The 24057-nt window shown below is 46.9% G+C and carries 22 protein-coding genes and 1 riboswitch; of the genes, 17 read left to right on the top strand and 5 right to left on the bottom strand.

The features are described from left to right. Positions 1–140: 140 nt before the first annotated feature. The 8 genes from csaA to V8F51_RS06855 all read left to right on the top strand — a co-directional run bounded on the left by csaA (position 141) and on the right by V8F51_RS06855 (position 6184). Positions 141–473 carry a chaperone CsaA gene (gene csaA, locus V8F51_RS06890; RefSeq protein ID WP_337099419.1) on the top strand — a complete coding sequence of 111 codons (333 nt, stop codon included), beginning with the start codon at positions 141–143 and terminating at the stop codon, positions 471–473. A gap of 42 nt (positions 474–515) precedes the next feature. After that, a complete protein-coding gene (locus tag V8F51_RS06885; RefSeq protein WP_337099418.1) occupies positions 516–863 on the top strand; it encodes a VOC family protein in 348 nt (115 codons plus the stop codon). A 117-nt stretch (positions 864–980) separates the two neighbouring features. Beyond that, positions 981–1916 (top strand): nucleoside hydrolase, encoded by a 936-nt coding sequence (locus V8F51_RS06880; RefSeq protein ID WP_337099827.1) that lies wholly within the window; start codon positions 981–983, stop codon positions 1914–1916. 2 nt (positions 1917–1918) lie between these two features. Continuing rightward, positions 1919–2857 carry a phosphotransferase family protein gene (locus tag V8F51_RS06875; protein WP_337099416.1) on the top strand — a complete coding sequence of 313 codons (939 nt, stop codon included), beginning with the start codon at positions 1919–1921 and terminating at the stop codon, positions 2855–2857. Between the two features lie 96 nt (positions 2858–2953). Next, a riboswitch (ZMP/ZTP riboswitch) is annotated at positions 2954–3033 on the top strand. Between the two features lie 56 nt (positions 3034–3089). Beyond that, the gene (locus V8F51_RS06870) at positions 3090–3935 is read left to right on the top strand and encodes a bifunctional 5,10-methylenetetrahydrofolate dehydrogenase/5,10-methenyltetrahydrofolate cyclohydrolase (RefSeq protein ID WP_337099414.1); all 846 of its coding nucleotides are present in this window, start codon (positions 3090–3092) and stop codon (positions 3933–3935) included. A gap of 43 nt (positions 3936–3978) precedes the next feature. After that, positions 3979–4974 carry a hypothetical protein gene (locus tag V8F51_RS06865; RefSeq protein WP_337099412.1) on the top strand — a complete coding sequence of 332 codons (996 nt, stop codon included), beginning with the start codon at positions 3979–3981 and terminating at the stop codon, positions 4972–4974. Between the two features lie 121 nt (positions 4975–5095). Beyond that, positions 5096–5791, top strand: coding sequence for an SDR family NAD(P)-dependent oxidoreductase (locus tag V8F51_RS06860; protein WP_337099411.1), 696 nt, complete (start codon positions 5096–5098; stop codon positions 5789–5791). Positions 5792–5821: 30 nt separating this feature from the next. Beyond that, positions 5822–6184 carry a hypothetical protein gene (locus V8F51_RS06855; protein ID WP_337099410.1) on the top strand — a complete coding sequence of 121 codons (363 nt, stop codon included), beginning with the start codon at positions 5822–5824 and terminating at the stop codon, positions 6182–6184. Between the two features lie 89 nt (positions 6185–6273). On the opposite strand, the gene V8F51_RS06850 is transcribed toward V8F51_RS06855, so the two are convergent. Next, entirely contained in the window at positions 6274–6579 is a 306-nt protein-coding gene (locus V8F51_RS06850; protein WP_337099409.1) for a hypothetical protein, read from the bottom strand. Between the two features lie 202 nt (positions 6580–6781). Between V8F51_RS06850 and V8F51_RS06845 the strand changes: the two genes are divergently transcribed. The 4 genes from V8F51_RS06845 to V8F51_RS06830 all read left to right on the top strand — a co-directional run bounded on the left by V8F51_RS06845 (position 6782) and on the right by V8F51_RS06830 (position 11563). Continuing rightward, positions 6782–7375, top strand: coding sequence for a DUF2087 domain-containing protein (locus tag V8F51_RS06845; RefSeq protein WP_337099408.1), 594 nt, complete (start codon positions 6782–6784; stop codon positions 7373–7375). Between the two features lie 262 nt (positions 7376–7637). Then, positions 7638–8189, top strand: coding sequence for a guanylate kinase (locus V8F51_RS06840; protein ID WP_337099407.1), 552 nt, complete (start codon positions 7638–7640; stop codon positions 8187–8189). Between the two features lie 254 nt (positions 8190–8443). Then, positions 8444–9943, top strand: coding sequence for a malate:quinone oxidoreductase (locus tag V8F51_RS06835; protein WP_337099406.1), 1500 nt, complete (start codon positions 8444–8446; stop codon positions 9941–9943). 123 nt (positions 9944–10066) lie between these two features. Further along, positions 10067–11563 (top strand): glycoside hydrolase family 32 protein, encoded by a 1497-nt coding sequence (locus V8F51_RS06830; RefSeq protein ID WP_337099404.1) that lies wholly within the window; start codon positions 10067–10069, stop codon positions 11561–11563. Between the two features lie 552 nt (positions 11564–12115). Here the strand turns inward: V8F51_RS06830 and V8F51_RS06825 are convergent. Continuing rightward, a complete protein-coding gene (locus V8F51_RS06825) occupies positions 12116–12919 on the bottom strand; it encodes an HAD family hydrolase (RefSeq protein WP_337099403.1) in 804 nt (267 codons plus the stop codon). Positions 12920–13270: 351 nt separating this feature from the next. On the opposite strand from V8F51_RS06825, the gene V8F51_RS06820 reads away from it, so the two are divergent. The 4 genes from V8F51_RS06820 to V8F51_RS06805 all read left to right on the top strand — a co-directional run bounded on the left by V8F51_RS06820 (position 13271) and on the right by V8F51_RS06805 (position 18650). Next, the gene (locus V8F51_RS06820) at positions 13271–14224 is read left to right on the top strand and encodes an ABC transporter permease (RefSeq protein WP_337099402.1); all 954 of its coding nucleotides are present in this window, start codon (positions 13271–13273) and stop codon (positions 14222–14224) included. 18 nt (positions 14225–14242) lie between these two features. Beyond that, on the top strand, positions 14243–15142 hold the full coding sequence (locus V8F51_RS06815; protein ID WP_337099401.1) for a carbohydrate ABC transporter permease: 900 nt from the start codon (positions 14243–14245) through the stop codon (positions 15140–15142). A gap of 117 nt (positions 15143–15259) precedes the next feature. Then, entirely contained in the window at positions 15260–17056 is a 1797-nt protein-coding gene (locus V8F51_RS06810) for an extracellular solute-binding protein (protein ID WP_337099400.1), read from the top strand. 172 nt (positions 17057–17228) lie between these two features. Further along, positions 17229–18650 carry a response regulator transcription factor gene (locus V8F51_RS06805; protein ID WP_337099399.1) on the top strand — a complete coding sequence of 474 codons (1422 nt, stop codon included), beginning with the start codon at positions 17229–17231 and terminating at the stop codon, positions 18648–18650. Between the two features lie 90 nt (positions 18651–18740). On the opposite strand, the gene V8F51_RS06800 is transcribed toward V8F51_RS06805, so the two are convergent. From V8F51_RS06800 to V8F51_RS06790, 3 genes are read right to left on the bottom strand one after another with little or no spacing between them, the layout of a single operon-like run. After that, positions 18741–20576 carry a CotH kinase family protein gene (locus tag V8F51_RS06800; protein WP_337099397.1) on the bottom strand — a complete coding sequence of 612 codons (1836 nt, stop codon included), beginning with the start codon at positions 20574–20576 and terminating at the stop codon, positions 18741–18743. Positions 20577–20601: 25 nt separating this feature from the next. Beyond that, positions 20602–21309 (bottom strand): DUF4956 domain-containing protein, encoded by a 708-nt coding sequence (locus V8F51_RS06795; RefSeq protein WP_337099396.1) that lies wholly within the window; start codon positions 21307–21309, stop codon positions 20602–20604. A 2-nt stretch (positions 21310–21311) separates the two neighbouring features. After that, positions 21312–22025 (bottom strand): polyphosphate polymerase domain-containing protein, encoded by a 714-nt coding sequence (locus tag V8F51_RS06790; protein ID WP_337099395.1) that lies wholly within the window; start codon positions 22023–22025, stop codon positions 21312–21314. Positions 22026–22196: 171 nt separating this feature from the next. Between V8F51_RS06790 and V8F51_RS06785 the strand changes: the two genes are divergently transcribed. Further along, the gene (locus tag V8F51_RS06785; RefSeq protein WP_337099394.1) at positions 22197–23447 is read left to right on the top strand and encodes a metallophosphoesterase family protein; all 1251 of its coding nucleotides are present in this window, start codon (positions 22197–22199) and stop codon (positions 23445–23447) included. Positions 23448–24057: the final 610 nt, after the last annotated feature.

The following is a 24057-nucleotide window of genomic DNA, read 5'->3' as shown; positions in this document are numbered from 1 at the left end:
TCGGAGATCCCCGGTACGATGAATCACTAGCAATTGGAAAGTTCCAAGGTGACGAAGGAAGAAATTGAATATTTCGAAGGACTTTACGAGTTTTTTTAAACCGTTACGCTAACTGGATACGATGAGAAGGGGAATGAAGGATGGCAACGATCGATGATTTTATGAAACTCGATATTCGTGTTGGAACAATTACTCATGCAGAGTTTTTTGAGGAAGCAAGAATACCCGCAATTAAACTTCAAATTGATTTTGGGCCCGATATCGGAATTAAATCGTCAAGTGCACAAATAACAAAACGATATAAGTCGGAGGACCTTATAGGGAATCAAATAATAGGTGTAGTTAACTTTCCGACTCGACGTATAGCGGGTTTCAAATCAGAAGTATTAGTTATTGGCGGAATACCGGAAAAGGGCGATGTGGTTTTATTGAAACCAGATAGTACCTTACCTAACGGAACTCCTATTGCTTAATCGTACTGCTAAAAATCTGATGACAGACAGGAGTTGGAGATAATGATAAAGGGTTTCGGAGGAATATTTTGGAGAACTAAAAATCTTGAAGGCACAAAAAAATGGTACAGTGAAGTGTTGAAGATTGAAATAGATAATTGGAATGGGACTGTGATAAAACCCCAATTAGGAAATGAGACTATCTTTTCTTTCTTTACCGAGAATGACAGTTATTTTCCGACAGAACAACAAGTGATGTTGAATTTCCAAGTACATAATTTGGACGAGGTTATTAAGCATCTTGAACAAATTGGTGTACCACTCGCAAAGAAACAAGAAATTAGTGAATTTGGAAAGTTTATTTGGATTGAAGATCCTGACGGTCGAATGGTCGAGCTTTGGGAGAAATAACGGTCAATACAGTTTAAATAAAAGTTCTAAAAAAACCACACATAAAGCTGAAAAATATTCATTTATATGTTTTCTGTTACATGTTATTTTTTAGAAAACATAAAAGGTGTGGATAAAATGAAGATGCCGTTTGAAGTTCCGGAAAAGAAACAAATTCGTGTTATCATTAATTCGGATGCTAAATGTGAGGCTGATGATCAATATGCAATCGTGCATGCAATGTTATCCCCGCGTCTGCAAATAAAAGGATTAATCGGAGCGCATTTCGGTACACGAAGTGCAACAGGTGCGGAAGATTCCTATCAGGAAATTCTACATGTGCTAGATCTAATGGGGATGAACGAGAAGTATAAAGTTGTCAAAGGAGCTAACCATAAAATACCTAATATACTAACACCGGTCCCTTCTAAAGGTGCTGATTTGATCATAGAAGAAGCGATGAAAGATGATCCGCTTCCCCTATTTGTAACATTCCAAGGGCCGTTAACCGATCTAGCATCGGCTTATTTGCAAGAACCGCGAATCGCAAATCGCTTAACTGCCGTTTGGATTGGCGGTGGAACTTATCCGGATGGCGATACTGAATTTAACTTATCTAATGACATCGAAGCTGCCAAAGTCGTCTTCGATTCGCCAATACCGTTGTGGCAGGTCCCGAAAAACGTTTACGATATGGTTCGCGTTGGTTTGGCAGAATTGGCCGTCAAGGTTAGACCGCATGGGGAAATAGGCCGCTACCTATATGAATATCTCATTCAGCACAATATAAAAAACGGCAATCGGCCTGAGTGGCCGAAAGGGGAAATATGGGTTCTCGGCGACTCTCCTGCAGTCTCTTTACTACTTGACGATCAAGTCTTCGACTATGATCTCATAGAAGCGCCTGAAATAACTCCAGAAATGGGATATAAGCGCAAACTGGGAAATCGCAAGATACGGGTATACCGGAGTGTGGATTCGCGATTTATATTAGAGGACTTCTATGCGAAATTGGAGCTATTTATTAAATTTAATCAAGGTGAAGTTGTTCCGGGAGTTAAAGGGGGAAGGTAGAGATGATTACTGGTTCTGCCGTTAAACGAGCGGAACGATTTGCAAGCGATTTTCTTCTTGAGCAAGTGAAAACTTCATATCAGATCATAGATAAAGGCATTGTAAATCAGGTTTGTGTAGTTGAGACAGAGAACTGTAAAGTAGTTGTGCGTATGAACGATATAGGATCATATTCAAGCTATTTCAAAGAAAGATGGTGTATCGAACAGTCTGCTGCGGTTGGCATTCCAGGACCAGAGGTGCTGTCTATTGGTATAACAGATGACACTGCGTATATGATCCAAACCTTCGTAGATGGAGAAAACGGGCTGGACAGTTCGGTTCCCAAATCTAGTATTTGGAGGCAGCTTGGCGAATATGCCAAACGTTTTCACTCCATTCAGGTGAAGGGATATGGGGAAAATCTGATTGATCCCGTCCATGGTGAGTTTCAATCACCTCCTCATGCAGGATCGGATGGCAGTTGGTTAGGGTATGTGCAATATAATATCAATAGTTTGACGGAACTTGATCCACTGATTGGACTGGGGGTAATCTCTCCTGTGGAATCGCAGAGAGTGCGTAAACTGTTCGGAAATATGAAGGAAAGAACGTACCGCTTCGGATTAATTCATGGAGATATCTCATTGAAGAATACGATTGTCACTCAGGCTGGACAAGTTATGTTAATAGATTGGGGCTGCGCCGAAGTAAGCACGGTACCGCATGGAGATATTATCTATCTGATGCAGCGCTATATACATAGCGAAGGTCCAAACAGTGAGGAATTCGAAGCATTTATAGACGGTTACGGTATAAGTGAAAAGGACCTTGATGACTCTAGACATATACTGATATTAAGATCTTTCGATAAACTCAGGTGGGCCATTTATCGAAGCCCTGATCTGATCGAACCCTATGCTGCGTACGCGAAGAAAGCGGTTAAGATGATTATGGACTAGCAATTAATTGGAATGGCTGCTTTGACTATGTAATAGCTATCCTGAAACGCTTGCTTTTATTTGAATTTTCGGACTATAATCAAGTTAAAGTCATTATTAGGTATGTGTGACTGGCGTAAAGTGGGAAACCACGAGGGAGCACATATTTCATACAGCCGTACGCCTGGGCAGAGGTAAGGGGGATATCCCCTTACCTTTTTATGTTTCAAGCAGAATAGAAAGGGCTGATAACATGAAAGTAGAAAAATTAATACTTGACGGTAATCGAGTTGCTGACGATATGAAGGAACAATTAGTTGTTAGAGTAAAGGAACTCTCTGGCAAAGGGATTGTCCCATGTCTGGCCACCATTCTAGTAGGTGACGATCCTTCATCAGCTACTTATGTACGAATGAAAGGAAATGCTTGCAAAAGAATCGGTATACATTCTATACGAGTTGATCTTCCTTCGAGTACCACAACGGATGAATTAATTGCTGCAATCAATAAACTTAATGATGAGCCTACTGTTCATGGAATATTGTTACAGCATCCGGTTCCCCATCATATAGACGAGAGAGCTGCATTTGAAGCCATCCGTATTGAAAAGGATGTAGACGGTGTAACCACTCAAGGTTTTGCTCAAAATGCTTTTGGCTTGGCTGACTATCCTTCCTGTACACCAGCAGCTATTCTTGCTATTTTGGAGTACTACAATATTCCTATCGAAGGAAAACATGCAGTTGTCATTGGAAGAAGTCCAATCCTTGGGAAACCTGTATCCGCAATGCTTTTAAACAAGGATGCAACGGTGACAACTTGCCATTCTAAAACGACCAATCTGGAAGATATCGTTCGATTAGGCGATATTGTTGTTGCTGCTGTTGGTAAACCGAAATTTGTTCAAGGTGATTGGATTAAACCAGGTGCCGTAGTAATTGACGCTGGTTATAACAAAGGTAACTTAGGGGACGTTGACTATGATGCTTGTTTAAAGAACGCTTACGCAATCACACCTGTACCAGCAGGAGTCGGGCCAGTAACAATTGCTACTTTACTCAAACATACCGTTGAAGCCGCTGAAAAATGTGCAATTTAACAAAAATAATTTTGAAATGAGTGGATAACAATGGAGGGAAACTTTGGAAAGTCGTATGGGCGGTTTTGGTTTTAAAATATACAAAAAAGGAGTAATAAATTTGAGACCTTTACTTTCAGCAAACCTTGAAAGAATACTGAAAAGACTTGGGAATTCTGATTTGATTAGTCTCTTAACAAAGCAGATCTCGAGTAGCGATCTAAATACACTTCTTTTGAAAGTTTTTAATGAAAAGGTTAAAATGTCTTCTCCAAGCGACCTGCTTAAAAGATACACGGAAAACCGATTTGTTCATCCAGCAAAAGTGGATGCACTTCAACTAAAGCAACTGGAGCTGGAAATTCTAAAAATTGCAATGAATCATGGAGTTTCCCCTATCCAGTTATCACCTGTAGCGCCTTTGGGTTGTACCTCAGTAGTAGGTACGGTTGATCAAAATAAGGTCATTTCGGCGCTACGGGGGACGGAAGTTGTTTCAGATGCGACGAATCTTATCTCGTTACATATCGCAGATTTGATTAAATACAATAAGTACTCTAGAAAGGATTATTTGCGCTTCTCTACTACCCATAGGCATGTACGAGCACAATATTTTGGTGATACTCCAGGAATGCTTGCTCATTTTCACTTATTTTGTATGGTGACATCTGGAGTTGACCAAGGATCATACGAGTTCGAAATAAAATCATTGTGGGAACATATAAAAGTTTACCAAGAAATATTCAAATCACTCTTTAATTCTAAGATAGAAGTTATTTTAAGTGAGCGAGGCGGATATAAGGACAGTGCTGGCTTGGTATCAAGAATCACTGAATATGGATATGGTTTGGAGTTAGATGATGTGATTATTAGTACAGGTGCTGCCCAAAAGGAAAATCAATACTATAAAGGTTTGCAATTCACTATAAAGACAGTTATTGAAGGTAGGGAATATTACATTGGTGATGGAGGGTATGTTGACTGGACACAGAAGTTGCTGGGAACTAAGAAGGAGAGATTATTAATCAGTGCAACGGGATTGGATCGATTATTATTATGATATTAAAAGTGGCGAAAAGGAAACGGATAAATGATCTAGTTATAAATTTTCCTATATAATAAATATGGTGAAATCGTTAGTCGTAAAGATACATAAGTTAGCTGGAGGAAAGAGGTGGCTTATGAAAGCATTTATAGTAACAGGTACGTCGCGCGGATTAGGTTTTGAGATATGTAGACAACTTATTAATCCTAATCATCTAATCATTTCTTTAGCTAGAAATAATAATGATACTCTAGTAGATTTAGCTCTGAAAAACGGTTGTGAAATGCATTTTGTGAAATTCGATTTGCAGAACACGGAGGGGATCCCAGACCTCATTCAAGGGATACTTGAACGGGCAGCTCATCCCGAGCTAGAGTCAATAACCTTAATTAATAACGCAGCTCAAGTCACGCCATTAGGTTCAATAGATTGTTGTTCGCCGGAAGAAACGATAAGAAATGTAAAAACAAACCTATTAGCTCCGATCTTACTAACCCAAGCTTTAATAACGCAGACCGAGCAACGGGCGATTCAAAGAGTCATCGTAAACATCTCCTCGGGTTCAGCAAAGCAAGCGGCAGCTGGCATGAGCGTGTACTGTGCTTCGAAAGCTGCATTAAATATGTTCACATCATGTATACAGCTGGAAGGCCATCGTTCTTTGACGACCTACACCGTGGATCCTGGTATGGTTGACACCGATATGCAGGCAGAGGCCAGAAACGAAGAGGGATTCCCCCTATCGGCTTTTTTTAGAGATGCTAAAGAACAAGGTTCTTTGAAGTCTGCCGCGGATGTCGCAAAAAAGATAGTCAAGAGGGACTTGTCCTAAATTATTAATTCCTAATAACGGAGGGAACCCATGAGAGCAAATAAGCTTCGACCGTTTATTCCATCAGGCAAAGATTATATCCTTGCACAGCATTTTTTTGAAGATCTTGGTTTTGAGAAAATCTACTCCGACGACGGATTAAGTATCTTTCGAATAGGGGAACAGGAATTTTTTCTGCAAAACTTCCATAATCAAGAGTTCCAAGAGAATTACATGTTAGAACTAGTCGTTGAGGATTTAGATGGTTGGTGGTCACATATCCGAACCATTATTTTATCGAAGAAGTATCCGGTAAAGGCAAAGGAACCCAAAATGTTTCCTTGGGGGAAACGCGAGATCAATCTTATAGATCCCGCTGGCGTTTGCTGGCATATTTCGGAAGAAGTTAAATAGGTTATTGGATTCCAGTTCATACTGCTTTCAAACTTAAGGACACCTTATTGGTGTCCTTCATGTTTGTGTTCCGCATTTCAATCATCACATTACGGTCCAGGATTCAATTGGTAAGTGAAGGAAGTGGTTACGCCTGATTGTGATACGGGGTCTACTGCATCATAAGAGATGATTGTCTTTGGCGTTTCTCCTAGATCATTAAGTATTCGCACCCGAGTGGGGGATTTGAAACCAGCTGATCTTAACAACGCTCTCATTTGCAGAACTCTTTTGTTCGTGCCCGTTTGTGTGTCGCCGATGATCGCAACAAACTTCTTTCTGAATTGCTCGTCGCTTGCCAATTTCGCAGATAATTTGGCAATTTGAATTAATGCGCATTTAACTGATCTGGCCATAAGATCACTCCTTAAAATAATATAGGACATCTTATGAACCAGTGAGAGAGTGTGCTTGTACTAATGACTTGTTGACCTCTAACTTTGCTAGATTTGTTTACTGATGTGGTTGACAAATCCTTCTTATTTCAATATTATCTAATTTAATATATATCTAATTAGGTGATTGTTAAATTTACTTTTTGGATAGGTGGTCAATTTAATGCAGTTAGACAAGGTAGTTAATTATCATAAAGCTCTTGCCGATCCTACAAGAATAAAAATTTTAATACTGTTGGCTGAGGGAGAGCTTAATGGACAAATATTGGCGGGAAAGTTAAGCGTAACGCCTGCGACAATCACACATCATGCTGCGAAACTGCGCGAAGCTAGCTTAATTAATGAACGACGGGATAAAAATACTATTTATTTTTCATTAAATCATTATTTCATCAAGAATAGCGCCAGTGCTACGGAAAACCTGATATACCGAAATGACAAAGGAGGTTTGACAAGTATGGAAGACGAACATAAACGAATCAAAGAATCCGTCATAAAAAACTTTTTTACAAACGAAGGGAAATTGAAAAATATTCCTGTGCAACTTAAGAAGAAGCTTATTGTATTGGAACTAATGGTTTCTAAATTGGAAATGGGACGACAGTATAGCGAGAAAGAAATCAACGAATTTATAAAAACATTCCATAGTGATTTTGCAACGATAAGAAGAGAATTTATTATGCATCAATTCATGTACAGGGAGAACCAAATTTATGAGTTAAATCCGCAAGAAATGTGGGCGAAGACTAACCAATAGTTGTACGATATATCGTATAAACCAACCTTGCAGATAGGTCCAATGAAGGTTTTTGATCGAAAAATCGTACAAAACCATCGGATGCGCGGATGGATTAATCACTTTTGTATGATAAATCGTATAAGTTGTGACAATGTACATCTTGTTTAACTGGTCTTGTGTGAATAATCATATAAATTGATATCATATCTAATTGGTTAACCTACAATTAATAGAGATATAACAGGTTATTAATCTCATATGAAAAGGTTGTTCAAACATTATGAATCTATCATTAGTAGTTCTTCAGGGGCCAAGCGCTTCTGGCAAAAGCACCATTCAGTCCATGCTGGGACTTCCGCGCGTTGTAACCTGGACATCTCGATCACCACGCCCCGGCGAGGTGGACGGAGTCGATTATTTTTTCAAAACAGAAGCAGAAATGCAAAAGCTTTACGAGCAAGGTCAAATGATCGAAATGACCAAATATCACGAAAACCTATACGGTACACCGACGCAGTTAATTGAAGGGATCATCCGAAATTCGGAACGGAGATCGGTTATTTTGGATGAAGCGGGCGCGAAAAGAATCAAACAGCTATACAGCGACAAGGTGCTTCTATTTGGAGTGAAAGCGGAACGCCATGAATGTGCTCGCCGACTTGAAGCTCGCGGTCATAGCCCCGTGGAGGTTAACGAGCGTCTCAATTCATTCGAGAAGGAGATCAGCGCATTGTCCCATTGCGACCTTGTGTTGAACAATACGGATGAGAATAAGAGCAAGATTGACCATATCGCGGGTTGGCTTATGGATTCGTTCGCAAGGAAACATTGAGCTTGCGTGCAGCATAGGATAATAAAGGATGGCATCCTTAAATTGGCTAGCCAAAATAGCCGAAAAAAAGGTTCATGGAAATGTACGATTATTTAAATCTATGACTATTAGTGATACACTATAATAGATTAATAATTGTAGATTCAGAAAAGATGTGTGACTAGGTCGCGTCCTGGCTTGCTCGCTTATTGTGCTGCGCTTAAGCAGGTTCGCTACATCCTTTCTGTAAATTTTAGGATATAAGGATGGTAAAAATGAGCAACGGAGAAACGAAAACAGACGTCATCTTAATTGGTGCCGGAATCATGAGTGCGACTTTAGGGACACTTCTGAAAGAACTAGTACCGGAATGGAATATTAAAGTGTTCGAAAAGCTCGAAAGCGCTGGTGAGGAAAGTTCCAACGAATGGAATAATGCAGGTACGGGGCACGCGGCGCTGTGCGAGCTTAACTACACGTCTGAGAAGCCAGACGGTTCTGTAGATATTAGCAAAGCTATCAACATTAATGAGCAGTTTCAGCTTTCCATGCAGTTCTGGTCTTATCTCGTTAATAGCAAGCTGATCAGCAATCCGCAGGACTTCATTATGCCATTGCCTCATATGAGTATGGTGCTGGGTGAGAAGAATGTTGCTTTTCTTAAAAAACGTTATGAAGCGATGACCAAAAATCCTCTATTTAAGGGTATGGAGTTTTCCGATGACCCTAAGAAATTGATGGAATGGATCCCGCTTATTATAAAAGATCGTTCATCGAATGAACCTATAGCGGCGACCAAAATCGACACGGGTACGGATGTCAATTTTGGCGCTTTGACGCGCATGTTGTTCAATCACTTGAAAAGCAAAAACGTTGAGATTAAATACAATCATGGCGTTTCTAATATGAAGCGTGCCGCTGATGGCTCGTGGAAACTGAAAGTCCGCAACGGCAATGGCAACATTGAGAACCATGCTGCTAAGTTCGTCTTCATCGGAGGCGGCGGAGGCAGCCTGCATTTGCTGCAAAAATCCGGCATCCCTGAAGGAAAACATATCGGCGGTTTCCCAGTCAGCGGTATATTTATGGTGTGCAAAAATCCAGAGGTTGTTGCGCAGCATCATGCGAAGGTTTATGGCAAAGCGAAGGTCGGAGCTCCTCCAATGTCCGTCCCGCATCTGGACACCCGGTTTATCGACAACAAAAAATCGTTGCTGTTCGGACCGTTTGCCGGCTTTTCGCCTAAGTTCCTGAAGACGGGTTCCATGTTCGACCTAGTGACTTCCGTCAAACCGGATAATCTAGTAACGATGCTCGCAGCAGGCGCCAAAAACATGTCTTTGACTAAATACTTGATCGAGCAAGTGCTGTTGTCGAAAGAAAAACGCATGGAAGAGCTGCGCGAGTTTATCCCTAACGCGAGAATCGAGGATTGGGATTTGGTCGTAGCCGGTCAGCGTGTACAAGTTATTAAGGATACGGAAGCTGGCGGCAAGGGCACGCTTCAATTCGGTACCGAAGTTATTACTGCCGGTGATGGTTCGGTTGCTGCTTTGCTTGGCGCATCGCCAGGTGCTTCGACTGCTGTACATGTCATGCTCGAGGTCATTAACAAATGTTTCCCGCAGCATAAGAAAGAATGGGAACCTAAGATTAAGGAAATGATTCCTTCCTATGGCCAGTCGCTGTTGAAAAATCCGGAGCTTCTGAAAGAGATTCATACTTCTACCGCGAAAGCGCTTGGACTAAGCGAGAAAGAACTAGCTTATAATTAAGTGATCATATGCAGGAACAATGCAGCGGCAGTTCGGACATCATTATGTTGTCCTAGACGGCCGCTGTTTATTTATGAAATGCTGGTGTCCGAATAATCGATGGAGAAGGATAGGTGAACTTAGTTGGAGCATCCTTTTAGCAGGCATAACGAGCATCAGATTTTTATTAATAAGGCTGGAGAGACGCTGAAGGAGAACTTCAAAGCGTTGGACACGGCGTATCGTCTTCATTACCATATGATGCCTCCCTCAGGGTGGATGAACGACCCGAACGGTTTGATTTATTTTAAAGGCGAATACCATTTGTTCTATCAGCATGACCCTTATCAGGCCAAGCAAGGACCGATGCATTGGGGACATGCGCGCAGCAAGGATCTTGTTCGCTGGGAGCATCTTCCGGTAGCGCTTGCTCCGTCGGAGCAATATGACAAGGGCGGAGACCATGGCCAGGGCTGTTGGTCGGGCAGCGCCGTTGACGATAACGGCATACTGAAGCTTATCTACACCGGGCATGTGGATGGCAAAACGCCGGAAGAGGTGCAATGTCTAGCCGGGAGCGAAGATGGCGTATCGTTCCATAAGCATCCTTCTAATCCGATTATCGACGATTCGCCGGATGCTCGGCGTTTTGGCTTCCGCGATCCAAAGGTATGGAAGCAGGGCGATAAATGGTATATGGTCGTCGGCTACGGCAAGGACGGCTTGGGCAAAGCGATTATGTACATGTCAGACGACCTGCTGAGCTGGCATTACAAAGGCGCTGCGGTAGAGAGCGACGGAACGATGGGCGATATGTGGGAATGTCCGGATCTGTTCCCGCTAGGCGGTGAAGACAGCCATGTGCTGCTTATTTCGCCGATGAATATCGCTCCGGTCAAAAACTTGTATTTGTCGGGACGGTTCGATTACGAGAATTGCCGGTTCGAGAAAGGTTACGCCGAGCAGATCGATTACGGCTTCGATTTCTATGCGCCGCAAACGCTGATTGACGGGCAAGGACGCAGAATCATGATCGCATGGATGAACATATGGGGAGCGACGATGCCGGAGCAGGAGCACGGCTGGTACGGCGCGATGACGCTGCCTCGCGAACTGACGTTGGCTTCGGACGGCACGGTTCGCAGCCAGCCGGTTTCGGAGCTGGAGTCGCTGCGAGGCAAGCATACTGCCGAGTCTTCCCTTATACTGGAAGATGACGCATATGTCGAAGTTGACGGCGTGAGAGGCGATTCGATAGAGCTGGCTGTCTTGTGGGATATCGCGCAATCGGATGCGGCGGAATTCGGACTGCGCATCCGATGCTCAGAAGACAGCTCGTCTTATACGGAAATCCGCTATATGCCTAGGGAGCAAAAGCTGTTCATGGACCGTGAGTTAGGAGGTGCCGGAGACGGTGGCGTAAGCGCTGCGCCACTTGCCCCAATGGCGGATGGCCGCGTGCGGCTTCGCTTGTTCATCGACCGCTCTTCGGTCGAACTGTTCGCGAACGATGGTCGCATGGCGATGACGAATCGGCTGTATCCGAATCCGGCAGACACAGGCATCCGCTTCTTCGCACGCGGCGGAACAGCTGTTATCGAAACGCTGGACGCTTGGAAGCTTGCGCCGATATGGGAGTAAGAAACGGTGATAGCGGCGAAGTATTTGATGTCGTTGCGCTGGGCGAGCTGCTGATCGACTTTACGCCGCATGGCTTATAAGAGCAGGAGCTGCCGCTGTACGAGCTCAAACCGGGCGGTGCGCCCATGCCTGCGATCGAGCATGTGCTTGCCTTGCAAGCTGAATGATAAACAGGGTTGCCTCTTTCTATGAGGCAACCCTTTTTTTTTCTAAAGCGGCTCATTTAACGAACATACAGATTTCTTTGTATTGAAGCGTATGCGTATTGTCTAGTCGTCGTTTTGTTTGCATGGCTAACGGACATACAGGACACTAATGGCCATTATTCGGCCGCTGCTGCATCGTTACGGACACCACAGACCCTAACTGCGCCAATCGAAGCGATTTCGCTCCCAAACACATCAGTAAGAGTTTTATATGTCCGTAAGAACAGCTAAAATCGTCAATCAAGCCTATAAGGACCTCTGGTGTCCGTTAGCGGGAGCAGATTTTTCGTATGCTCATTTGTCAGTCGTCCGGTTATTTATAGGATAAATCCTCTGTGAATTCTGTTCACCTGCCAGAGAGCAGCAAGCCGGGAAGCTCGCTTAGCGTCAGCGCTATAAACGTAGGCTTGATCGAATCCGGGAGTGGAGCTCCGTACCGGTTCACCCAGACGCTTGGAATGCCGGTCCGATTGGCGCCTATGATATCGGTGTACGGATTGTCCCCGACCATGACGGCTTCCTCGGGCTCGACTCCCAGCAATTCGAGTGCATGGCGAAAGATCGATTCCGCCGGCTTGCCGACGCCGTAGTCGCCCGAGATGACGATATGTTCGAAGAATGAGGAAAGTCCGGCGATGCTATCGACCTTCTCCTGCTGTAGGTCAGGCGTTCCATTCGTCAACAACAGCAACCGATAATCGGTGCTAAGCCATGTTAATGTATCAAGCGTATCGCTGTAAATATATGCCCTCGCTCTACGCTCATTCAAATAACGCTCCACTAGCAGCTCGGCAAGTTTCGGATCATGGCAGCCCAAGCCTAGCAGTGCCATGTTCCATACGTTAAATCGATAGGCAACAGCAGCCTGCCGCATAGCCTCGAACCTTTCATCGCCTTCCGTTGAGGCTGCGTCGAAGCGAGCCCATAGCGCTTCCAGCGCCGTGACCTCGATCGAACTGGCAAATTCGAAGAAATCGGAGGCGGCGAATTGCAACTCCGCTTCGCTTACAACGGCACGGATTAGATTATCCGGGGACAGATCTGCCGCACGATCCGCCGCGTACCCGCAAACGGCCTCTAAAGCCTCCTCGTTGGCGCGTTCATCCCAATAAAGCGTATTGTCCAAGTCAAATATAATGGCTTTAATCATATTGTTTTGTTCCGACCTTTTGTTGTTTTTACTTTATTGTTGTGGAAACTCTGATCCGAGTCAATCGATCGATTGTGAAGATATTGTAATCGGACCGATAAACTCCGATGGCCCAATAATAGATTTTTATAGAGGCAGTACGAAAAACGTTCACACGGGTACGAATCTTGTTCGCTAGAAGGCAACAGGAAACGTCAATCTTGAAACCGCTACCACTCCCGTACTGAAGCGCCCAACCTATACACTATTAGCAGGGAAACACAAAAAGAAGCTCTCAAGTTCAGTAGGTGGTAAGCGCTTACTACAAATGGACAGGGCAGCGGGATGTCACACTTAAGTAGGAGGGATTGCATGAAGACGGCTATCCGAAGGCAGAGCTCGCTCGCGCGAAGCAGCGGCAGCTTCATCTCTGACCGGTTCCGGTTATTTCTGTTCGCGCTGCCGTTTCTGTTGCTCATACTCGTATTCAGTTATTTTCCATTGTACGGCTGGCTCTACGCTTTTTATAACTACCGACCGGGCTTCTCGTTATTCGATACGCAGTTCGTCGGTATGCAATGGTTCAGATCGATCATCTCCAATCCGACGCAGACGCAGGAAGTTCTCCGTGTCATGCGCAATACGCTGGCGATGAGCGGACTCGGCATCATAACGTCGGTCTGTCCGGTATTGTTCGCGATTTTCCTAACGGAGATCAAGACGACCTGGTACAAGAAGACGGTGCAAATCTTTACAACGCTGCCGAACTTCATCAGCTGGGTGCTCGTTTACGCGATCGCGTTCATGATGTTCTCCGTCGATAACGGCATCATCAACAAGTTCATGATGGCCATCGGCTTGCAGGAAGCTCCGGTTAATTATTTGGCCTCCTCGGAATGGATTTGGCTGAAAATGACGTTTTGGGCGCTGTGGAAAGGGCTAGGCTGGGGCGCAATCATGTACATAGCAGCGATCGCTTCGATCGATCAGGAGCTGTACGATGCGGCGAAGGTCGATGGGGCGGGACGTTTCCGCATGATCTGGCATATTACGGTGCCTGGCATTATGCCGACCTACTTCGTTCTGCTGCTGCTCTCGATCGCGAATCTAATTAATAACGGGATGGAGCAATACTTCGTATTTCAGAACGCGCTTAATCGGGATACGATCGAGGTTCTCGACTTGTACGTGTACAACACGGGGCTGCTCGGCTTTAACTTCTCGTTCGCGACAGCGGTCAGCATGCTGAAGTCGATTATTAGCATTATTTTATTATTCGTAGCCAATCGCCTGTCCAAAATGGTACGCGGAGAGTCGATCATCTAACGGGGGAGGAGGCAGTCTATGCTAACACGGCGCAAGTACGGCGATGTGTTGTTCAACGTACTGAACTATACGTTTTTTGCAGTGTTCACAATCATTTGTATATTTCCGTTCTATTACTTGTTCATCAATACGATTAGCAGCAATGATTTAAGCTCGCGGGGACTCGTTACCTTCTATCCGAAAATGATCCATCTGACCAACTATGTCGAGGTGCTGCAGGTGAAAGGGCTGTCGCAGGCGGCGCTCGTATCCGTCGGTAGAACGGTCGTCGGCACGCTTCTCACGGTAGTAGCGTCGGCGTTCCTCGGCTTTCTGTTCACGAAGCAGAAGATGTGGGGCAGGCGGTTCTGGTACCGATTCGTCGTTATCACGATGTATTTCAACGCCGGCATCATTCCATGGTATATCATCATGATGAATTTGAACTTGACGAACAATTACTTGGCCTATATTCTTCCGGCCATCGTCTCGCCTTTCTACGTCATTCTCGTGAAGACGTTCGTTGAATCGATTCCCGAGGTGCTGCAGGAGTCGGCGGAGATGGACGGAGCGGGTTATCTGACGATTTTCAGCAGGATTATTATGCCGCTTATTACGCCGATAGCCGCTACAATCGCGATCTTCTCGGCCGTCAGCCAGTGGAATTCATTCGTCGATACGCTGTTCCTTATGACCGACAGCAAGTATTACACGCTGCAATTCGTCTTGTACAAATATTTGAACGAATCGACATCGCTTGCAGCCATCATCCGCAACTCGCAGGGCTCGGGCGGCAACATCGATTTGACGAATATGCAGACAGCTACATCCGTTCGTACGACCGTTTCGATGATCGTCGTCCTGCCAATTCTATTCGTGTACCCGTTCTTCCAACGTTTCTTCGTGAAGGGCATTATGATCGGTGCTGTTAAAGGGTAGGAGGTTTGAAGACGGAAATGCTGAAGGGAGGTGAGCGCGGCAACTGGCGATGCAGCTTGGGGAGGCACACGCGAGGTAAACCCATTCATGAGGACAAAAAAAGGGAGGCTCATCTCATTGAAACCCATTCGTAAATCACTGACATTGATTCTAGCGATTATTTTAATCGTAAGCACGGCGGCAGCTTGCTCCTCGAACAACAACAAAAGCGGCAATAATACTGCGACCAATAAGCCGGCCAGCACGGACAAAGCGGCAGAGGAAACGGCTCCTCCGAAGGAAGAGCGTGAAGAGATTACGATCGACGTGTTCTCGATGCTCTCGAACTTCGCGGGCGAGCAATCCGGCTGGTATGCGAAGCTGATCAAAGATAAGTTCAACATTAAGCTGAACATTATCGCATCCAATCTAGAAGGCGGCGGCGATACGAAGTTCGCGACGATGATGGCTTCGGGCGATCTTGGCGATCTTGTCGTATTCGGCGATGACGGCCAAAAGTATCTCGATGCGATCAAGGCCGGCATGCTAGTAGACTGGACGAAAGATGGATTGCTGGATACGTACGGCAAAAATATTTTGCAATATGCGCCTAAAGCGATCGAGAAAAACAAAGCCAACTTCGGCGGCGGCTCAAGCGTATACGGCGTCGGCTTCGACGTCGGCGACAACAAGGACGGCCCATCCGAAGGCCAAGACTTGACGTATCACCCGAACCTGCGCTGGGATTTGTACGATGCCATCGGTCGTCCGCAGATCAAGACAATGGAAGACTACTTGCCAGTGCTCAAGAAGATGCAGGAGCTGCAGCCGAAGAGCGATTCCGATCGTCCGACGTACGCTTTCTCCTTATGGGCGGATTGGGACGGCAACATGATGATGAACGCGAAGGCTTGGGCAGGTCTGCACGGCTTCGACGAAGGCGACGGCTTCAACCCGGGCGGATTCTCGCTCGTATCCGCAGATTCCGACGAGTATCAAGGCGTACTGGACGAGGACGGCTACTATCTCCGCGCGCTGAAGCTGTATTATGACGCGAACCAAATGGGGCTGCTCGACCCGGATTCGGTAACGCAAAAGTTCGAAGACGTCGTGAACAAAATGAAGGACGGACAGCTGCTCTTCACTTGGTTCCCGTGGCTTGACGATACGTACAACACGCAAGAGCATTTGAATGAAGGCAAAGGCTTTGCGCTTGTGCCGTTCGATGAAGAGCGTACATTCTCATACGGCTTTGACCCTTATGGCGGAAGCCGCGTATGGGCGATCGGCTCGAAAGCGAAGCATCCGGAGCGTGTTCTTGAATTCCTCGACTGGCTGTACAGCCCAGAAGGCATGATGGTCAGCAACAACGGTCCGGAAGGACTCACATGGGAGATGAAGGACGGCAAAGCGGTATTGACGGACTTCGGCGTTGAGGCGCTTCCGTCTAACGATACGGCCGTACCGGAAGAATTCGGCGGCGGCTCGTTCAAGGACGGCAAAAGCCAAATCAACAACACTTCGTTCAAGTTCACGAATATTAATCCGAACACGAACGAGCCTTACGACTACAATCTGTGGACATCGGTGCTCGAGAAGTCGCCGACGAAGCTGGATCAGAACTGGCGCGCAGCGAACGGCGGCGCTTTGACGGCTAAGGATTATTTGATCAAGAACAACAAACTCGCTGTACTGAAGCCAATCTTCACAGGCACTGCACCGGCTGTTAGAAGCGATGAGCTGGAGCAAAAACGCGGCCAAGTGGCTGACGTGATCAAACAATATTCGTGGAAAATGGTATTCGCGAAAAATGACGGTGAATTCACGAAGCTCCGCACGGAAATGATCGACAAAGCGAAAGGCCTTGGCTATGAAGAGGTACTCGCTTGGGGCGTTGAGCAGAACAAAAAAGTGTTTGAATACCGCAAGCAATAGTTTGTTTCGCATGGCTGGAGACGGAAATGGAAAATGGAGAGGAGAGCCTGCTTGCGAGCAGGCTTTCCTTCCTCTTGTTTTACTGCAGCAGGCATAGTCGGAATCGCATATTGACCATAACTTGTTATTGGACCAAAATGGAGATGTAAGCGCATTACGAAGGAGGGCTTTGATGATTAGAGCGATCGTCGTCGACGATGAAAGACTGGTTCGCAAAGGTTTTATTGCGTTATTCGACTGGACCTCGTTCGGGATCACCATCGTAGGCGAAGCAGCCGACGGGAAAGCAGCGCTTGAGCTGCTGGAGCAGACGGAGGTGGATTTGCTATTCACCGATATAACGATGCCGAGGTTGTCGGGCTTCGAGCTTATTAGCCAGGTAAGACAGCGTTATCCGCGAGTGCGCTCGGTCGTACTGACATGCCATCATGAATTCGATTATGTCCAAGAAGCGCTTCGATTGGGCGCTATTGATTATATAGTAAAGACATTGCTTGAGCCGGAAAGCGCGGACGAGGTGATGAGCCGGATCGTCGCTCGGCTGGAATGGGAGATTGGTAATCTAGGGGAGCGTCTGCTGGGATCGGAGGAGGAGAAGCTGCAAGCGTCGGAAGCACTGCTGTTCTATCCTTCGAATCGTGAAGAGAACAGCAATGAATTACTGCGCCTTGCCGTCGTGAAGCGTAATCCGCTGCTTGCGGTTAAGCAGATGTGGCTTGTACCGATCATGCATACCGTGTCTAGAGCAGAGATGAATAGGGAGCTGGCTCATAGCTTGAGCAGCCGCTGGCAGCCGGTATGGATTACAGGCTTATATGGACAACCTCTTGAAGAAGTGAGGCGGGAGCTGGCCGACAGGATGGCGGATGAGTTGTTTTATAAGCTGCGTCCGAATGACGAACCAATGGAGCTTCGCTACGATGAGCTGAAGGATACGGCAAATGAGCGATGCAAAGGATTGGGCGGAAATGAGCTTTCTACTAGTGATGGGATAAGCATGAAATGGATGCTTAGCGCGCCCGACTGGGAGCATTTTATAGGGAAGATTGAGCAGCAGCGTCCATCCTACGAATGTATCGAGGCTTTCGGAGAAGGATTATGCGATGATTGGCGCGGTTTACTGATGAAGGAGAGCGAAAGCTTGGCGATGCGAAGCGATATCCGGCGCAATCATACGTGGGCGGAATGGCGTTTGTGGCTGCGTCGATTCTCCGACCACGTCCAGCGGCGTATGATGGAGCTGGGCTTCTCGAAGGAGGTTATGCTCTGCTTAATCCGCGCAATCGTATATATGCGTCAGCATTCCAGCGGCAAGCTGAGCCAGGCCGATGTCGCCGATTATGTGAAGATGAGCCGCAGCTATTTCAGCCAATGCTTCGCGAAGCTTGCGGGCGAGCCGTTCGGCGTTATGCTGCGGCGGATGCGGATCGAGCGTGCGAAGACGCTGCTGCTCGAGACCGATACTCCGGTATACGAGATCGCGTTCGCCATCGGCTTCGAGGATGATAAGTACTTCAGCAAGCTGTTCCGCGAGCTCGTCGGCAGACTGCCTAGCGAGTACCGCGCAGACGGCGCGCTGAACGGCACGCGGTAGTAAAGGGCGGAGTGTGAGGTTGGCAGGGTATAGGTATGTGAAAAGTAACAAGGAGAGGATGCGTATGGCTTCCTCTCCTTGATTCGTTTATTAGAGGCGTCTGCGTTTGTAGAATACGACGAAGACACATGAGAGCAATAAGATAACGATGGCTATGCCTGCTGTGTAAGCTTCTTCGGCAGTGCCTTGCCGCGCAGCGGTTTGTTGACCGGGCTGGCCGCCGAAACCGCCCATTCCACCCATGCCACCGCCTTGACCTTCCGGCGGCTGCATGCCGCCACCAAAACCTCCGCCGCCGAAGCCGCCTTGACCACCACCCATGCCGCCTTGTTGGCCGTTCGCGTTAGCATCGCCTTGAGCAGGCTGTTGCCCGTTGCCGTCAGCAGATGCATCTTCTTGAGCAGGCTGCCCATTGTTCCCGCCGACAGAGGCATCATCTTCAATGGTGCCTACAGCAGTTAATTCGTTCTGCGAAGCTCCATTGCTGCCGGCACCTTCTTGCGTGTTCGGCATTTGCGGCATCTCACCATTTGCGCCGCCTTGGCCTTCGGGCATCATGCCACCCATACCGCCCATGTTACCTTGGCCCCCGAAACCGCCGCCGCGTCCACCACCACCCATGCCGCTGCTTCCGCTGCCCGAGCCGTCTCCCGAGGAGGGGGTCGTTCCGTCAAGCTGCTGAGCGATGGAGGCTGTTTGCGTTAAGTTGAACGAAACGACCTGTGCTACGCCTTGCTCATACTGCTCATAGGTATAGAAGGCTGAAGGATCGGACTTCACCGATTCGGAGATCATTGCAGAGAGCTCCGTAGTTCGCTTAGCAAACGCCGCTTCGGATAAATAGCCGTCCAGCATCTCAGTGATTATCGAGTGATACTGTTCCAAATATGCTTCATTCTCCAGTAGTTTAGCGACTAGCGGCCGATCCGCGAGTGTGCCGGATGTCGGCTCGTCGATCAGTATTCCGGATCCCCCGAAGCCGCCGAACGACATATTGTAATCCCATGGAAGAATATTGAAAATGCCGTCGTCTTCGTACAAATAGTAGTTATGCTTCTTCTCCGATAAGTAGCTGTCCATATTGCCCGCCACGGCGTTAAGGGCAATAAATTTCAGCGCTTCCTCCACATCCAGAACGCTCTCGTAATCCGTTCCATTATTCAGTTGATCCAGCATGGTCAGCAAAATATCGTCGTTCGACTTGTCCGACTTCAGATCAAGTCCCGTATAGGCATCGATCGTCTCCAGCCAGTTCAGTTCGCTGCCATTGCCGCCGTTTGCTTTGTACAACGCGCCATACGAGTTGCCAAAGTTGCGCTCCAGGTACGCGTCGCCAATTTGCTCGACTGCTAGATAGAAGCCCCATAACTCGCCGTTCACATAGACGTTGACATAGCTGTATTTTGGCGTGGGTAAGCCCATGCTCTCAGCAAGCTCATACGACAGAAACTCCCGCATATAAGAAGCATCGCTGTAATTGTTGTTCAGGTTGATTTTGCTAATGCCGGCCAATGTCTGGCCCACATATTCGTCGAACGACAGCTTGAAGCTGTATCGATCCGAATCGGCCATATTGACGACGCTGTTCAAGCTTAGATTGCCTTTCGTCCGTATACCGACATTGTTGAAGTGCTGACCGTTATAATCAACCGACGCTTCATGCATCTCCTCGGCGCTGGCATTGTCCAGCATGTTCTGGAACTCTTCCTCGTCAATCGTGATTTTTACGTCGATAATTTCGTCTTTCGGAAACACTTCTTCGTCGAGCTGTTGCTCTACCTTCGTTGCTGCTGCCTCGGAATCTGAGTCCGTTAAACCGATGAGGGAGGCTAGGTCGGTGTTCGTGCCGGCCGCGCATCCCGTCAAACCGATTATGAGGAGCAGAGAGAACAGCACGAGAAGGAAGCTGTGGAACTTCGCATTCATACGTGTTACCTCCTATTCCTCTCCTTTAGGAAACATAATCCCCGCTGTAGCTAATAAGCACGGCGTTCTTAACGCCTCCAAGACTTGACAGCTCATTGACGAATTTGCCTTCCTGGTCACGCAGGCGCACTTCGAGCGTCATCTCGATATTGCCTGCCGTAACTGTTTTTTGCTTCACGTTGTAACGTTTGACCAGCTTGCCCATGCGGTTGTGAATTTCCTTTTCAGTTGCGTCTCCATCGCAGTTAACAACAAGCAAGTAAGGTGTTTCTACAGAGCCGCCTTTAATGAAGAAGAACAGAATAAGGCCGACAAATACGGAACCGATGACGGCTAACGTGAAGAAGCCAGCGCCCGTTACGATACCCGCGACTGCTGCCCAGAACAGGAAGATCAGGTCGGTCGGGTCTTTAATCGGCGTTCTGAAGCGGACGATCGACAAGGCGCCGACCATGCCGAGCGACAGGACGAGGTTGGAGTTGATCGCGATAATGACCACAGCCGTAATCATCGTCATGCCGATGAGAGAGACGTTGAAGCTCTTCGAATAGAGCACGCCGCTGAAAATCCGTTTATATAGAACGAAGATGAAGAATCCGATCAGAAAAGCGACAGCGAGCGTAATTAATATTTTCGCAATGCTGATGTCCGAGCTGACGTTTTCGAGTACTGAATTTTTGAGAATATCGGTAAAATTAGTTGTAGTATCGGATGTTGTCGTGTTTGTTTCCATTTTTAATAATCCTCCCAAGTGTTGTATTTCAGAAACTTGCGGCAAATGACGTATTTGGACGCCGATTGCCTGTTCAAGCCTTCGAGCTGCAGCGCGGTTCGGATATATGCCGGAATATATTCGTCGTATTTCACCTCAAGAATAATGAGATTCTCGTCGATCGCTCTAACAGGCTCGAGATTGTTATCGAAAATATCAAGCGAATGCAGCCCGGTACGCAGCTCCTTGTCGAATGTAATTCGGACGTTCCCGTTCTCGCATACGTAGGGCTCGCGGACGTAATCGACGATGACTTTGGGCCTCAGCAGCTTTTGTTTCATCTCGTTGTACAGCTCCAGCATGAGCGGCTTCAAAGGATTGTTGAGCACCTCATAATTGCCATTCATGATTTCATCGTACATCGCTCTCGTGATCGGCACCTTGAACTTGGCGATATAATCCTTGAATTTGATTTTTTTCTCAAAATGAATGACGCTATCGCTTACGTTGTATATGCGAATGCGGTATTTGGAACGATCGCGAATGCCGCCCAGCTTCTCATGCAGCGCTTTATTGTTTACGTCATCGAAATATAGGCTTCGGATATGATACTCGCCAGTCGGGCCGACATGATCGTCCTGCTTCATCAGGTTTTTCAAGCGCTGGCGAATAATGAAGTATTGATGCTGGTTAATGAAAAACTTCAATTCATTGCGGTATTTTAATGTGGTTGTCATGTTCACACCTCGTTTCTTTTCCTGTTCGCATGCGCTGCATACCGGTGTTACTTACTGGAGCAATTGTACTTGTCTTTACTGATTCTTAACTTAATGCCGGCTGAAAGATTGCTGAATGCGCATTATGTAAAGTTTTTGTTAAGATTAGGGGAGAGGAAGGAGGCGGTACGATTGATTAAGAGAAGAGATACTTGGCTGTTGCTGCTGTTCTGCATGCTTTTGGTTGCCGCCGTGTACGGCTTCGAGAAATGGAGAGCTATGGATGGAGATAAGCCTTATGCAATTGTGACTACATTCAAGAGTGACCCGCAGACGAGCCGCGCGTTCACTTGGCATACGAAGCAAGCCGGGGATAAAGCTGTTCTGCAGCTTGTAAAGGGTACTGATGCTGATTTCGATGGCAAAAATGTCATGACGGTATCAGGCGTTACGATTGTTGAGGAGCTTGGCGGGAATGAGAAAAGGGGCGTGCACAAAGCGGAGGCAACCGGTCTCGAACCGGGCGTTAATTATACGTACCGGGTGGGAAGCGGAGAAAAGGGCGGCTGGAGTGAGGCTGAATCCTTCGTAACTGAGTCTGCAGGTGCAGAGGAAGAGGAGCAAGAACCATTCACGTTCATTAACGTAACGGATTCGCAAGGCGTGACGGAGCAGGATTTTGACCTTTGGAGCAACACGCTTGATCGGGCTTTCGCTACGTTCAAGGATGCGAAGCTGATCGTACACAATGGAGACTTGACCGAAAATCCCGACGATGAGAGCAGTTGGACGTATTTGTTCGAGAAGGCGGCCAAGTGGGTGAGAAGCGTGCCGTTCATGCCTGTTGCCGGCAATCATGACGAGGTCGACGGCAATGCGGATAGGTTCGTCTCACACTTCAACTTGCCGGGCAACGGTGCGGATGGCTCCATTGAAGGAACTACCTACTCCTTCGATTATGGACCTGTCCACTTCGTGATGCTGAACTCGGAGTCGAATCGCAAGGCGCAGACCGAATGGCTGCGTGAAGACCTTGCGGCAACGGACAAAAAATGGATTGTAGCCTCGATTCATCAAGGGCCGTACGGCGGGAATTCCTATAAGAAGACGCTCGATTGGGCGGAAGTGTTCGACGAGTACGGCGTTGAACTCGTGCTGCAAGGCCATAATCACGAATACTCAAGGTCGTATCCGTTGAAGGGCGGGGAGATTGTCGGAACAGGTGACGGTGAGGAAGGGAATCGCGAAGGCACTGTCTACGTCGTTACGAATGCGTCAGGACAGAAGTTTAACGAGAAAAAGGATGACCAGTTCTACCACAAGGTTCATTTCCAAAATAATAAGCAGATGTTCGCTGGTATTACGGTCGACGGGAATAAGCTGACGTATGAGGCGTATGACGTGGATGGTGCGAAGCTGGATTCGTTTGTGATTGTTCGGTAGTAGTGAGCAGCTTTCGGCTCTCGTTGCAGTTTGTGCAACAGAACTATCCACTGCGTCGGTGAATGAGCATTGTCGTTGCACTTATTGCAACAGAATCTGCCTCTGAGTCTGGCATAGACGTCATTTATGGCGGATCAGTTGCAGTTTCTGCAACGAGGGATTCTAATAGGGGGGATTTTCCGCCATCAGTTGCAGTTTCTGCAACGAGGAGTGAATATTTAAATCTCAAACCACACACCACAGTAACTCAGCAATGGAGCACCCCAGCACCCCAGCAACTCAGCCTTCCAGCAATATGGTATCCAAGTAACCGAGCAACTAAGCCCTCATTTACTCCCTCAACTCAACCTCCAGCTACCCAACCCCGCCAACTCACTTTTTGCCCTGAGTGATCTCAGGGTTTGAGACTATATTGGATATTGGCAGTAACTTTATTCATTTAGTCGGTGAATTTTAGGCTATGTTGGATATCTGCACTAACTTTCTGCGGCAAAGGCCTCGATAGACTGATAATCAGAGAAGTTGATACAAATATCCAACATAGCAGCGGATAGAGCCTCAAAGTGGCTTCCTATAATGCAGGAATCCAACATAGCTGTTACTAGTTAGG

Source organism: Paenibacillus sp. YIM B09110, from assembly GCF_037167145.1.
Lineage (GTDB): Bacteria > Bacillota > Bacilli > Paenibacillales > Paenibacillaceae > Pristimantibacillus.
Note: the sequence above shows the minus strand (reverse complement) of the source record. Positions and strands in the feature narration are given on the sequence as shown.